Origin of the sequence: Kitasatospora sp. NPDC048286 (genome assembly GCF_043201735.1) — a bacterium.
Taxonomy (GTDB): Bacteria; Actinomycetota; Actinomycetes; order Streptomycetales; family Streptomycetaceae; genus Kitasatospora.
This window is the reverse complement of the sequence record NZ_JBICZE010000003.1, coordinates 397,327-411,404: the sequence shown is the minus strand read 5'-3', so window position 1 is coordinate 411,404 and position 14,078 is coordinate 397,327. Positions and strand designations below refer to the sequence as shown.

General features: G+C 74.5%; 8 protein-coding genes. All 8 read left to right on the top strand.

What is annotated here, in order from left to right; all coding sequences use genetic code 11:
- Positions 1 to 188: 188 nt before the first annotated feature.
- Genes ACGF13_RS09245 through ACGF13_RS09210 form a run of 8 tightly spaced genes read left to right on the top strand, consistent with a single transcriptional unit; the run spans position 189 to position 14,078 of the window.
- The gene (locus ACGF13_RS09245; protein ID WP_392870873.1) at positions 189 to 2,036 is read left to right on the top strand and encodes a phage tail sheath family protein; all 1,848 of its coding nucleotides are present in this window, start codon (positions 189 to 191) and stop codon (positions 2,034 to 2,036) included.
- Positions 2,037 to 2,043: 7 nt separating this feature from the next.
- On the top strand, positions 2,044 to 2,568 hold the full coding sequence (locus ACGF13_RS09240; RefSeq protein ID WP_392870870.1) for a phage tail protein: 525 nt from the start codon (positions 2,044 to 2,046) through the stop codon (positions 2,566 to 2,568).
- A gap of 10 nt (positions 2,569 to 2,578) precedes the next feature.
- Positions 2,579 to 3,421 (top strand): hypothetical protein, encoded by an 843-nt coding sequence (locus tag ACGF13_RS09235; RefSeq protein ID WP_392870867.1) that lies wholly within the window; start codon positions 2,579 to 2,581, stop codon positions 3,419 to 3,421.
- Positions 3,414 to 4,157 carry a hypothetical protein gene (locus ACGF13_RS09230; protein WP_392870864.1) on the top strand — a complete coding sequence of 248 codons (744 nt, stop codon included), beginning with the start codon at positions 3,414 to 3,416 and terminating at the stop codon, positions 4,155 to 4,157. Before ACGF13_RS09235 ends, ACGF13_RS09230 begins: the two co-directional genes overlap by 8 nt.
- A 34-nt stretch (positions 4,158 to 4,191) precedes the next feature.
- On the top strand, positions 4,192 to 5,460 hold the full coding sequence (locus ACGF13_RS09225) for a DUF4255 domain-containing protein (RefSeq protein ID WP_392870861.1): 1,269 nt from the start codon (positions 4,192 to 4,194) through the stop codon (positions 5,458 to 5,460).
- A 19-nt stretch (positions 5,461 to 5,479) separates the two neighbouring features.
- Positions 5,480 to 7,528 (top strand): ATP-binding protein, encoded by a 2,049-nt coding sequence (locus tag ACGF13_RS09220; protein WP_392870858.1) that lies wholly within the window; start codon positions 5,480 to 5,482, stop codon positions 7,526 to 7,528.
- Positions 7,519 to 7,905 (top strand): hypothetical protein, encoded by a 387-nt coding sequence (locus tag ACGF13_RS09215; RefSeq protein ID WP_392870855.1) that lies wholly within the window; start codon positions 7,519 to 7,521, stop codon positions 7,903 to 7,905. Before ACGF13_RS09220 ends, ACGF13_RS09215 begins: the two co-directional genes overlap by 10 nt.
- The gene (locus ACGF13_RS09210; RefSeq protein ID WP_392870852.1) at positions 7,902 to 14,078 is read left to right on the top strand and encodes a DUF4157 domain-containing protein; all 6,177 of its coding nucleotides are present in this window, start codon (positions 7,902 to 7,904) and stop codon (positions 14,076 to 14,078) included. Before ACGF13_RS09215 ends, ACGF13_RS09210 begins: the two co-directional genes overlap by 4 nt.

Below are 14,078 nucleotides of genomic sequence, written 5' to 3'. Positions count from 1 at the left end.
AATTGCGCGCCCCCTGCCCAATTAGTGCAGTAATACAATTTGCCTTTCCCGTTCGGGTCTTGACGTCCAGTCACCCGAATATGAGACTGAGCCTGCCACCAATGCATCGGGACCGCGCGGCGTGCCCGTAATCCGGTTCGAACCAATTTCCCGGGTCCCTTGATGCACGAAGTGAACGGAGGGGGAATTTGCCGACGACACCGACCTACCCGGGCGTCTACATCGAAGAGCTTCCCAGCGGCGTCCGTACCATCACCGCGGTGAGCACCTCGGTGACCGCCTTCGTCGGGGCGACCCGGCGCGGCCCGCTCGACCAGCCCGTCACCGTCACCAGTTTCGCGGACTTCGAGCGCCGCTTCGGCGGGCTCGCGAGCCAGAGCCCGGTCAGCTACGCCGTCCAGCAGTTCTTCCTCAACGGGGGCTCGATCGGCGTCGTGGTCCGGGTCGCGGCGGCCGGTACCGGCGCCGCCGCGGGCGTCACGCTCCAGTCGACCCAGACCTCCACCGCCACCCCCGCCCTGGAGGTCACGGCCGTCGAGCCGGGGCTCTGGGGGGCGGCGCTGCGGGTCGCCGTGGACTACCGGACGCCGACCCCGGCCGAGACCTTCAACCTCCAGGTCTTCGACACCTCGGGCGCCGTCCGGGAGTCCTTCACCGACCTGTCGGTCCGGGACACCAGCCCCCGGTTCGCCGAGACGGTGGTGAACGACGGCTCGACGGTCGTCCGGGTGAAGGTCCTGGCGGCGAGCCGGCCGGACCCGGTGGGCACCGTCTCCAAGCCGTTCGCGGCCACCCTGCCGGACCTCACCCACGAGATCCAGGTCAAGATCGGCGACGTGTCCCGGACGGTCCGGATCCACGACCCGGCCGTGGACGGCGCCGCGCCGACCACCGTCCCCGAACTCGCCCTGCTGCTGGAGCGCAAGCTGCGCGCGCTGCCCGACGCCCCGGGCAGCCGGGTCTTCGCGGGCACCCGGGTGACCGTGTTCGGCCGGCAGCTCCAGGTCATCGCCGGCTCCACCGACCCGGCCGACGTGGTCCGCTTCCTCGGCGAGGCCGCCAACAACCTCGGCTTGGAGGGCTCGGTCAGCCCGCCGGTCCTCGCCCTCGCCGGCGGCCAGGACGGCGGAGCCCCCGGCCTGACCGACCTGATCGGCAGCGAGGCGGCCAAGACCGGCATTCAGGCCCTGCGCGACGTGCAGGACGTCAACCTGCTGGTGCTGCCGGAACTGGCCGGCTACACCAACGTCGACGACGCCGTCACGGTCGTCTCGGCCGCCCAGGCGCTCTGCGCGGAGAAGCGGATGTTCCTGATCGTCGACTCGCCGCAGGCGTGGACGACGCTGGACGCCGCCCGGACGGGCCTGGCCGCCTTCGACTCGGTGCGCAGCGACCACGCGGCGCTGTACTTCCCGCACCTGGAGCTGGTCGACCCGCTCACCGGCCGGCTGCGCAGCTTCCCGCCGTCGGGCACCATCGCCGGTGTGATGGCGCGCACCGACGGCCAGCGGGGCGTGTGGAAGGCGCCGGCGGGCACCGAGGCCGGCCTGCCCGGGGTGCGCGCGCTGACCGTCCCGCTGACGGACCGGGAGAACGGCCTGCTGAACCCGCTCGCGGTGAACTGCCTGCGAACGTTCCCGGTGGTGGGCCCGGTGGTGTGGGGTGCCCGGACGATGGCCGGCGCCGACGTGCTCGGCTCGCAGTGGAAGTACGTCCCGGTGCGACGCCTCGCGCTGATGCTGGAGGAGAGCCTCTACCGCGGCACCAAGTGGGTCGTGTTCGAGCCCAACGACGAGCGGCTGTGGGCGCAGATCCGGCTGAACGTGGGCGCGTTCCTGCACTCGCTGTTCCAGCAGGGCGCGTTCCAGGGCACGTCCGCGCGCTCGGCCTACTTCGTGAAGTGCGACAGGGACACCACCACGCAGGACGACATCAATCGCGGTGTGGTGAACGTCGTGGTCGGATTCGCGCCCCTCAAGCCGGCGGAATTCGTGATCGTCAAGATCGAGCAGCTCGCCGGACAGTTCGAGGTTTAGGATCTCCATGGTCGAGTTCACCGTCAATCCGCACCGGTTCGACCCCTACAAGAACTTCAAGTTCCTGGTGGTCTGGGACGGCCGGGTCGTCGCCGGGGTCAGCAAGGTCAGCCCGCTCAAGCGCACCACCGAGGTGGTGAAGCACCGCAGCGGGGGCGATCCGAGCGCGCCGCGGAAGTCGCCGGGCCGCACCGACTTCGAGGCGGTCACCCTGGAGCGCGGCGTCACCCACGACCCGGAGTTCGACCGCTGGGCCAACAAGGTCTGGATGGTCGGCGCGGGCCGCGGGGCGGAGGTCTCGCTCCGGGACTTCCGCAAGGATCTGGTGATCCAGGTGCTCAACGAGGCCGGCCAGGTGGCGGTCGCCCACAAGCTGTACCGCGCCTGGCCGAGCGAGTACCAGGTGCTCGGCGAACTGGACGCCAACGCCAACGCGGTGGCGATCCAGAGCCTCAAACTGGAGGTGGAGGGCTGGGAGCGGGACGACGAGACGCCCGAACCGGAAGAGCCGTCGTTCCAGCAGCCGGCCTGAGCGGGGACCGATGGAACTCGCCGGGCAGGCAGCCCTGTTGGCCACCTGGGAGGCCGGGCTGGCGGCGGGCCGCAGCGGGCGGGCCCTGCTGCTGCACACCGTCGCCCGCCCCGGGGCGGGGACGGCGGAGCTGCTGGCCGTACCGCTCGGCGAGCGGGACACCGAACTGTTCGGCCTGCGCGTGGAGTTGTTCGGCGAGCAGCTGAACGTGCGGGCCGGCTGCCCGGGTTGTGCGGAGGAGATGGAGTTCGCCTTCGATGCCCGGCAGTTGGTCGGTTCGGCGTTGTCGGGAAGTGTCGGGGAGTTGGGCGACCCCGGAGAGTCGGGCGGTGTCGGGGAGTTGGGCGACGCCGGGAAGTCGGCGGGTGTCGGGAAGTCGGGCGGTGCTGCGGAGTCGAGCCAAGCCGGGCCGCTGTGGGTGGAACTGGACGGCTGGCGGGTCGATTTCCGGCTGCCCACCCCCGGTGACGTGGCAGCCGCCGAACAGGCCACCGCGGGCCGGGGCAGGGCCGTCCTGCTGGAGCGGTGCGTGCTGACCGCCGAGCACGGCGGGGAGCCGGTGGCCGCCCGGCAACTCCCCGAACCGGTCCAGCGGCGGATGGCCGAGGCGGCCGCCGCGGCCGACCCGTGCGCGGACGTCCGGCTGAACCTCAGCTGCCCCGAGTGCGGCCGGCAGGCCCTCGCCGAGCTGGACATCGCCTCCTACCTCTGGGAGGAGCTGGACGACTGGGCCCGGGCGACCCTGCTCGACGTCCATCTCCTGGCCACCGCCTACGGCTGGAGCGAGGCGGAGATCCTGGCGCTCAGTCCGCTGCGGCGCCGCTACTACCTGGAGCTGTGTGCAGATGCCTGACCACTTCGACCGCCTGGTCGCGAAGGGCGCCCGGGGCCGGGACCGGGCCGGTTCCGGGTCCGGGTCCGACGCCGGGTCCGAGGCCGTGGTGCGCGTGCGGCCGCGCCTGCCGGGGCCGTTCGAACGGATCGACGGTCTCGGTCCGGTCCGGCCGGACGTCGACGGGGAGTCGGCCGCACCGGGCCGGCCGGACGTGCGGCCGGCTGCCGCACCGCTCCCCTGGCCGACGGCGGCATCACGTCCGGGCCCGGCCGAGGGAGCGCCCCGGACGGCGGCCCACGACGGCCGGCCGGCGGCCACCCCCGTCCTTCCGCTGCCGCGCACGCCGCTGCTGGTCGCGCCGTCGATCGCCCCTGCCGCCGCGCCGACCGTCGAGCCGGTGGTGCGGGCGGGGGCCGCCCGCCCGGCGGCCCCGCCGGCCGGCACCGCAACGCCCGGCACCGCACCGTCCCGGCAGGCGGTCCCCCGGGCTGCCGGGGCACCGCCCGTACCGGTGCGGCCCGCCGTCGCACCGGCGTCCGGACGGCGGGCCGCCCTGGCGGCCACCCTGGGCCACGCGCCCGGGAGCGGAGACCGCGGGCGGCAGCGACCCGTCGAGCGGGTGGTGCGGGTCCAGATCGGGCGGGTCGAGGTCAGGGCCGCCGAGCGCACCCCGGTCGGACCGCGCAGGCCGGCGGCGGCCCGCCCGGCACCGGCCCTCGACCTGGACAGGTACCTCAACCGGGAGCCGTCATGACCGGGCGGGTGGGCGCGTCGAGGGAGCGGACCCCATGAGCAACCACCTCGCGATCGCGACCGTGAGCGAGGCGCTGCGGCTGCTCATCACCCGCGCGCTCTCGCCCGACATCCCCTTCGCGGTCGAGGTCGGCGCCCGCAGGCCGCTCACCGAGCCGCCCGCCGACCCGACCATCACCGTCTTCCTGTACCAGGTCACGCCCAACGCCGCGCTGCGCAACCGCGACGCGCCCACCCGCGCGACGGACGGCACCGTGCTCGCCCGCCCGACCGCCGCCCTCGACCTGCACTACCTGATCAGCTGCTACGGCGAGGAGACCCAGCTGGTCGGGCAGCGACTGCTCGGCTGTGTGGTCCGGGCGCTGACCGAACAGCCGGTGCTGTCACGGCAGTTGATCGACGAGGCGGCCGCCCAGCCGTACCTGGTCGGGGCGGACCTGGCCGCCTCGCCGCAGCGTGTGCGCTTCACCCCCACCACGATGGACCTCGAGGAGCTGTCCAAGCTGTGGAGCACCCTGCTCCAGACGCCGTACGCGCTGTCCGTGGTCTACCAGGCCACCGCCGTCCTCGTGGAGGGCAGGACCGACCCGGTGGCCGGCAAGCCGGTGCTGCGCCGTACGGTGCGGGCCGTGCCGTCCCGCGGTCCGGTCGTCGAGCAGGTGCTCTCCCGGCCAGCCGGGTCCGCGGGCGCCCCCGAGGACGGGCCGGTGACCAAGGACCGGGAGCTGGTGGTGGAGGGCTCCGGCCTGCGCGCGGACCTGGTCGTGGCCAGGATCGGCGAGCGGCGGGTGACGGTCGGCCCCGGCGGTGTCCGGGACGACCGGCTGGTCGTCGCCGTACCGGAGGACCTGCCGCCCGGGGTGTACCAGGTGCAGGTGCTGCACGGACTGGCGCTGGACGGCCGGCCCGCCGCCGACCACCTCGCCGTGGAGTCCAACGCGCAGACCTTCGCCCGGCAGCCGCGGATCGTCGCACCGATCGGCACCGCGGGCCGCACGGACGGACCGGCCGGGGTATCGGCCCGGCTGGACGTCCGACTGGACCTGCCGCTCCGGGACGACCAGCAGGTCCTGCTGCTGCTGGACGAGTTGCACCCGCCCGCCGGACGGCCGGGGGCCAGCCACCAGTTCCGCGCGCCCGCGCCGCCGCCGCCGCGCACCGACCCGTTCACGGTCCGGGTGCCGGTCGTCGGCGTGCGCCCGACGACGTACCTGGCCCGGGTCCAAGTGGACGGCGTGCCGAGCGAGTTGACGGTGTCCGGCGACGGGTCCTTCGCCGGGCCCGTCGTGGACCTGACGCACTGACCGCAGGACGGGGGGAGAGATGAGCACGCGCCGGAGGCAGGGCCGCGACGGCCCGGCGGACGATGCGCACCTGCGGTCGCTGTCGGCCGCGGTCGCCGCCGTCCTCGAACGGCTCGACGCGCACGCGGCGGGCCGCACCGACCGGGCGCCGTCCGGCGGATCCGGGCCCGCGCCGTCCGGCGAGCCCGCGGCAGCCGACAAACCCGCGGCGGCCGACAAACCCACGCCGTCCACCGCTGCCGGCCGCCGGGGTGGGCGCCGACCGACCGCCACCGCCCTGGACGCGCTCAGCGCCTCCTTCGGGCTCACCCCGTTCGAGCGCGACGTCCTCGTGCTGGCCGCCGCGCCCGTGATCGACCCCACCGCCGCCGCCCGCTGCGCCGCGGCGGGCGGCGACCCGGGGCGCGCGTACCCGACCTTCTCGCTCGCCCTCGCCGCCCTGGACCAGCCGCACTGGAGCGCGCTCACCCCGGTGGCCCCGCTGCGCCGCTTCCGGCTGGTCGAACTGGACGACGAGACGGCGCTCACCGCCTCCCGGCTGCGGATCGACGAGCGGGTGCTGCACTTCCTGGTCGGCGTGCCGTACCTCGACGTGCGGCTGCACGGTTTGCTCACCCGGGTCGGGCCGCCCGGCGAACTGCCCGACCCGCACGAGCGGTGCGCGGCCGAGCTGGCACACGGGTGGACCGCGGCCGGGCTGTCCGGCCCGCCGCACACCGAACTGACCGGCGCCGACCGCCGTACCCGCTGGGAGATCGCGGCGGCGGCGGCCCACCGCGCCGGGCTCGGCCTCTACGCCGCGCACCGCGAGGACCTGCCCACCGAGCCCGCCGAGCGCGAGCAACTCGCCCGGCTGTGGCAGCGGGAGGCGATCCTGATCCCGGCCGCGCTGCTGGTCGAGGGCGGGGAGCCGGGCGGGGAGCGCCGGCCGGCCCCGAACGGTACGGAGGCCTTCCTGGCGAGCCTGGGGGTGCCGCTGGTGGTGTCCGGCGACGAGCCACCGCCGGCGGGGGTGTCGGACCGCGCCCGGCTGACGGTGCCCCCGCTCGGCCCCGAGGAGCAGCTGGCGATCTGGGGCGCGGCGCTGGACGGTGCACCGGGCGTCACGGAGGGCGAACTCCGGTCGCTGGCAGCGCAGTTCTCCCTGCCCGGCCATGTGATCCGTTCGGCCGCGGCGACGGCCCGGCGGGCGGCCGAGGACGGCCGGGACGTCAGCCCACTGGCGTGGCAGGCCGGACTGGCGGAGGCCCGGATGTCCCTGGACGAGCTGGGCCGGCGGGTCGAGCCGCGCGCCGACTGGGAGGACCTGGTGCTGGAGGAGCGCCAGCGCGCGACGCTGCGCGAGATCGTCGCCCACGTCCGCCGCCGCGGCACGGTCTACCAGGAGTGGGGGTTCGAGTCCGTGCTGCGCCGGGGCCTCGGCGTCACCGCGCTGTTCGCCGGCGGGTCGGGCACCGGGAAGACGCTGGCGGCCGAGGTCGTCGCCGGGCAGCTCGGCGTGGACCTGTTCGTCATCGACCTCTCCCAGGTCGTCAGCAAGTACATCGGCGAGACCGAGAAGAACCTCCGACGGGTCTTCGACGCGGCCGAACGCGGCGGCGCGCTGCTGCTGTTCGACGAGGCCGACGCGCTGTTCGGCAAGCGCAGCGAGATCAAGGACAGCCACGACCGCTACGCCAACCTCGAGGTCAGCTACCTGCTGATGAGGATGGAGGCCTACCGGGGCCTGGCCGTGCTCACCACCAACATGAAGAAGGCGCTGGACCCGGCGTTCATGCGGCGGATCAGGTTCGTGGTCGACTTCCCGTTCCCCGGGGTGCCGGAGCGCGCCGAGATCTGGCGGCGGGTCATCCCCAAGCAGACCCCCAGCGAGGGCATCGATCCGCAGCGGCTCGCCCAGCTCACGGTGGCCGGCGGCTCCATCCGCAACATCGCGCTGTCCGCCGCCTTCCAGGCCGCCGACGAGGGCTGCCCGATGCAGATGCGGCACCTGCTGGCCGCCGCGCGCACCGAGTACCTGAAGCTGGAGCGCTCGCTGACGCCCTCGGAGGTCGGCGGATGGATCTGACCGAGGGGGCGGAGACGGGGCGGCACGGCACCGGGCGTGAGGGCGCCGGGCGGGCCGAGCGCGGGGGCGTCGGGCGGATCGAGGTCGAGATCGGCGAGCTGGTCCTCGACGGCTTCACGCGGATCGACCACGACCGGCTGGCGGCGGCGTTCCGGAGCGAACTGACCCGCCTGGTCGAGGCGCGTGGTGTGCCGCTCGCGGTCGGCGGCGACCGCACGCTGGACGTGCTCTCCGGGCTGCCGCCGCTGCCGGCCGGCGCCTCACCGCAGCGGCTCGGCGAGGCCCTCGCCCGCGCCGTGCACAGCGGGCTGTCCGGGCTGTCCGGACTGTCAGGGCGATCCGGCGGTGCCCGGCCGCCGGGACGGGGGCGGACATGACGCGACCCACCGCCACCGCGAAGGACTCCGCGCCGGACGCCAAGCAGGGCGCGGCCCGGCGCAGGACGCGGACGCCGAAGGCCCGTACGCCCGAGCCGAAGGAGATCGTCTCCGGCGCCGGCCAGCCGCTCGACCCGGGCGTGCGCCGGGAGCTGGAGGCGCGGCTCGGACACGACCTCAGCCGGGTCCGGGTGCACACCGACCGGGACTCCGCCGCGCTGACCGAGCTGATCGGCGCGGACGCCGTCGCCGTCGGCCCGGACCTCTTCTTCGGCGAGGGCAAGTACCGGCCGGCCGCCGAGGACGGCCGACGGCTGCTCACCCACGAGCTGCTGCACACCGTCCAGGCACCGAACCCGCTCGGCGCGCTGCGGGCCGGCCGTGACCTGGGCGCGGTCAGCCTGCCGCTGGACGCGATCGAACGGGAGGCGGAGCACGGCGCGCGCACCGACCGGCCGACGGCGGCGGCGGCGCCGGGTGCCACACCGGGTGCCACGCCGGGCTGGCTCCGCTACGCGACCGTCGACGCCGACCGGTTCCGCACCGAGCGGCTCGACCCGGCCACCCTGGTCGAGCGGCTGGCGGCCGGCATCCTGCGCTCGCTGCGCGGCGACCCGACCGACTCCTCCGGCAGGGTACGCCTGCAACTCGCGCGCTTCGCACCCGAGTTGCAGGAATCCGTGCTCGCACGCCTGGCGGACCGGATGCCCTCCTCGGACTACACCCGGGTGCTGGAGCTGGTCGAGGCCGCCGAGCACCGCCCGGCCGACATCGACGGCGCCCAGACGCCCGAGCCGGTCACCGGGGCCGCCGAGCGGACCGGCGACGAACGGACCGGCGACGAGGAGCGGGCCGGCGACGGGAGGGCCGACGAGCCGGGGCAGGCGCAGGACCGGCAGCCGGACCAGGACGCGGACCAGCCGGACGGCCCGAAGGGACGGCGCAAGCACCCCAAGGGCCAGGACGGCAAGGACCAGGACAACAAGGACCGGGACGGCGAGGCCGGCGCCGAGCAGGGCCCGAAGCAGCAGGAGGAGCAGCAAGCACCGCCCACGGACGGCAAGGACGGGCAGGCGCCGCAGAGTTCACCGCAGAGCACGCCACAGAGTGCACCACCGACGGGGCAGCCCGATGCCGCCCCGGAGGCGTCCGCAGCGGCCCCCGGGGCGGCATCGGAGGCACCCGCCACCGCTGAGGAGGCGAACGAGGCGGCCACCGCCCCCGTGACCGGGGCGCCCGAAGCCGGGCAGCCGGACGCCGCCGCCCAGCCCTCGGCCGGTACGACCCCGAAGGAGCCGGCCGCCGTCCCGCCGCCGCAGCCCGCGCCCGTCAAACCCGAGCGCCTGGACGCGATCGCGCAGGCCCCGGACAGCCCGCTCGCCCGGCACGGACTGCTCAAGGACGACCAAGCGCAGGGCGAAACCCGGGACGAGGAACGGCCGTTGGGCATGGAGCCCGACGCGGAGGCCGAGGTCCACGACACCCCCGGCGCGGACCGGGAGCAGCCGCCGCAGTCGGCCGCCGCCGAGCCGGAGCTGGGGCCCTCCGACTTCCTGCCCACGTCGGACCTCGACGTGTCCGCCGTCCCGACCGTCGACCGGATCCCGCAGTCGGCGGACGGCGCGCCCGCCGCGAACGCCGAGGCGCCGGCGTTCCCCGAGCCGCCCGCGACCAGGGCCGAGGCGGTCCAGGAGGAGAGGGCGAGCCGGCCGGAGAGCGACGAGGAGCCGGCGGCCTCACCCGAGCCTGCCCCCGCCGCGGAGGCCGGGACGGCCGGGCCCGCCGGGCAGGCTGCGGAGGCCGAGGACCGCGGCAGCCGTGACCTCCAGCCGGAACAGCCGGTCGAGCAGGAGGTGGGCCCCGATCCGGCCCAGGGCCAGGCCGCCGCCCCTGCTGCGGCTGCGGCCCCGGAGCCGGAGCCGGTTCCGGAGCCGCAGCACGAGCCGCAGGAGCAGCAGCCGGAAGAGCCCGCCGCCGAGGCGCGGGAGTCCGGGACGCCGAGCGCCCGGGAGCACACCGCCGCCCCCACCGGAGCAGGGCCGGTCGGCGCCGACGGCCCAGAGAGCGCGCCCGGGGCCGAGCCCGACGCCGCGCCGACTACCGCTGTACCGTCCGACACCTCCGCGCCGTCCGACACCTCCGCCGGTCCGGCGGCCGAGCAGTCCGACGCACCGGGCGGACTCACCGCCCAGCCCGCCCCGGACGCCTCCCTGGAGTCCGGCGGCGGCTCCTGCGCGGGCCCCCAGCAGCCCACCACCGAGGCGGAGCCGGACGGTGCCGCCGGTGGCGCCGGAGGCGGCTGCGCGGCCGGGGCCGGGAGCGCGGCCGGAGCCCCCGCCGAGCAGCAGGAGAAACCGGCCCCGCCCGACGTCTCCGGCCAGGACCCCCAGGGCGCACTCGCCACCGCCGCGAGCCTGCCGCCCGATCAGATGGCCGCCACGCTGGACGGCGTGGACGGTTCGGTGGACCGTACGGTCGGCGAGCAGCACGCCCGGTTGCAGGCGGCCCCGCCCGCCGTCCAGCGCCCGTCCGGGGCCCCGCAGACCCAGCCCGGCCCGCCCGAGGCCGCGCCGCCGGCCGAGGCGGTGACGGAGCGGCTGGAGCGGGTCGGTCCGGAGGGCGCGGACGGCGGGCAGCAGCAGGCCGAGCAGAAGAAGGTCGAGGGCGGCAACCCCGCCGACCGGGTCGCCGATCCCCACGTCGCCGACGACGCGAGCGGCCAGGTCTCGGCGCAGGAGGTGCAGCAGGTCCAGGGGGCGGTCGACGGGGTGCCCTCGACCGACCCCGCGCTGAACACCACCGTCGGCCCGGCCCCCAGGGTCGAACTGACCGGCGAGAGCGACCCGGCGCGCACCGACCGCCAGGCGGCGAAGCTCAAGGACAGCTCCGCCAGGATCCTCGGCGTCGGCCGGGACGACGCCGCCAAGCCGATGGGCGAGGACCGGATCTACCCGGACGTGCCGAAGGAGACCCTCACCGCCTCCGTACCGGGCGGCGGCCGCAGGCGCGGGGGCGCCGGCGCCGGACGCGCGGCCGACACCAAACCGGGCATCGGCATCGTCACCCAGCAGGAGCGCGGGCCGCAGATCCAGGCCGCCGTCGGTGAGGGCCAGGGCCGGCTGGGCTCCGAACAGGCCAAGCAGAAGCAGGGCGAGGCCGACGCGCGCCGGCAGAACCAGGCCGAGATCGACCAGGCGGTGGCCGACGACGCCCAGGCCCAGGCCGGCGAGCGGGGCGACGCCGCGGAGAAGGTCAGGGCCGAGCGCGAGCAGTGGCGCACCGAGCAGGACCAGAAGGTCTCCGGCGCGGACCAGGACGCCGACGCCGAGCACAAGGACAAGACCGGGCAGATCGACGGGAAGCGGACCGAGGCCGACAAGGACGTCCAGGACCGTCAGCAGCAGGACAACCAGAAGATCCAGGACAAGCGGAAGGAGGCCGAGGAGAAGGCGCAGAAGGAGAAGGACCGCAAGAAGGAGGAGTCCGAGGGCTGGTGGGGCTGGGTCAAGTCCAAGGTCAAGGCGGCCTTCGACGCGCTGGTCGAGGCGGTCACCAAGGTCTTCGACTACTTCCGCGGTCTGATCAACGACATCATCGACGGCTTCCGGAAGTTCGCGAACTGGGCGATCGACCAGGCGCGGAAGTTCGCCGTCGACCTGATCGACAAGCTCGCGGACGCGCTGATCAAGATCTGCGACGTGCTGCTGGCGGCCTTCCCCGAACTGCGGGACAAGTTCCGCAGGAAGATCGAGGAGTGGCGCGACAAGGCCGTCGCCAAGGTCAACGAGTGGGCCGACAAGCTGAAGAACGCCGTCAACAAGCTACTCGACGCGCTGGCGGCCGGGCTGAACGCGCTGCTGGACGCGCTGGAGGCGGGGCTGAAGGCCGCCATCGAGGCCGTCCGCAAGGCGGTGATGGACGCCATCGACTTCGTGCAGAAGGCGATCGCGGTCTTCGGCGAGTTCGCGGCCCTGATCGGCGACATCGCCCCCGACCCGGGCGGGTGGCTGAAGAAGCTCGGCACCGCGGCGATCGACGGCATCCAGCACTACCTGTGGGGCGCGATCAAGAGCGCGGTGAAGCAGTGGTTCAACGACAAGGTGGAGTCGGTCGTCGGCCTGACCTCCACCATCGTCAACGTCCTGGTCAAGGGCTGCATCTCGATGGCCCAGATCGGACGGATGGCCTGGCAGGCGATCGTGGCGGCGCTGCCCGGAATGATCGTCTCGATCGTCGTCGAGAAGCTGGTGTCGATGATCGTGCCGGCGGCCGGTGCGATCATGGCCATCATCCAGGGCCTGGTCGCGGCGTGGAACACCATCAGCAAGATCGTCGCCGCGATCGGGAAGTTCGTCGCCTTCCTCAAGGCCGTCAAGTCCGGATCGGCCGCCTGCCTGTTCGCCGACGCGGTCGCGGCGGGCGTGGTCGCACTGCTCGACTTCATCTCCAACTTCCTGCTCAGCAAGCTCAAGGGAGCCGGGAAGGCCGTCGGCACCAAGCTCAAGGGGATCGCCCAGCGGATCCTGAAGGGCCTCGCCAGGGCCGGCCGGGGCGCGCGCAAGGCGGCCGGCCGGGCCGTCGACAAGGCCCGGGCGAGCCTGCGCCGGGCCACCCAGACGCTCCGCCGGCGCCCCTCCCGTCCCACTCGCCCCGCCCGCACCGGGCCCGCCCGGCACACCGTCGAACACGCGAAGCGCCCGGCACCCACCCCCGGACGCCCCCGCCGCGAGGTCACCCGCCCGAAGCCCACCCCCCGCCGCCGCCCCACCTCCCCCGTCGGCCGCGCCCTCAACGCCTCCCGCCAGACCGTCAAGGCCGCCCTCAACCGCGTCCGCACCGCCGCCCGCACCCTCGGCCGCAAGCTCCTCCACAGCAAGCTCGGCCGCGCCCTCACCAACGGCGCCCACAGGATCCGCGACGCCTACCGCAGGCAGCGCGACCGCCTCCGCGCCTGGCAGCAGAAGCGCCGGCAACAGCGCGCCGAGCGCCGCGCCCACGAGAACTCGCCCCAGGCGAAGCAGCAGCGGCTGGACCTGATCGTGGCCCGCATCCGGCCGAGGATCCAGCGCCTGCTGGCCCGGGGCCTCCGGCAGGTGGTGCTCCGGCCCGTCCTGGCCGGGCTGCGGGCCTGGTACCGGCTCACCTCGCTGGCGGAGGTGGGGAGTCCGGCCTTCAGCATCGAGGCCCTGCTCAACCCGAGGGCCGTGGCCGGGGGCGGCTTCGAGCTGACGCCGGAGGAGGTCCGCGGGATCATCCGCAAGGAGGCGACTGCCCTGCTGGAACGGGCCGACGTCATCGCCGTCGCGACGCACATGCGGATCCTCAAGCACCAAGCCGGTGCCGACGCCGTGAACCAGCCGCTCCGAACGCAGGGTTCACAGGACATACCCGGCGTCGTCAGGTACCTCAGGAACCGCGGCACGAGCCTCGAACTCTCGACCGCGCAGCGCGGCTCTCGCGTCGTCATCCCTCCGTACGCCGTCACGACCGGGAAGATGGAGCACTACCTGGTCGGGCCGAACGGCGAACCGGTCAAGGAACAGAAGAAGCGGGGCAGCACCAACGCGATCACCCAGGGAGTCGGCGCGTACCCGGAGATCGCGGCCGATCTGACCCGGCTCGGTCTGTCCGAGATCGACTTCGCCACGGCGCTGAGGGCGTACAGCACGAACGCCCATCTGCCCCCTTCGTTCACGCCGGCCCAACAGGAGCTCGTGCGCAACGCGCACTGGCTGATGTTCGTCCGGGAGTCCGCCAGAAGCCCCGCCAACCTCGGATTCGCGGCCGTGACGACCGATCTGCTGGCGCGCGGGCGGAAGAACGGCGGGCTGGACCTGCATCAGGCGTTCGCCGAGTACGAGAACACGAACGAGAACGGGGAGGAGAACCAGGACCGGCGGCTGGGCCAGCGGGGCCGGTTCCCGATGTCGATGATGCGCGCGGCAGCCGCGGCCCGCGGTCTCACGCAGGAAGACGAGGGCCAACGCACCAGGCTCCAGGGCACCGGGGCCACTCGCGAGGAGCTTCGGTTCCGCGAGATCCAGCTCGGCGAGGCCTGGGCACTCCTCCAGAACGGCGGCCAGGGGATCCTCGGCGAGAACGAGGAGAAGACCCTGGAAGCCGGCGACAAGCTGGTCCGAGAATTCCTGCTGAAGTTCTACGGTCTGAAATAA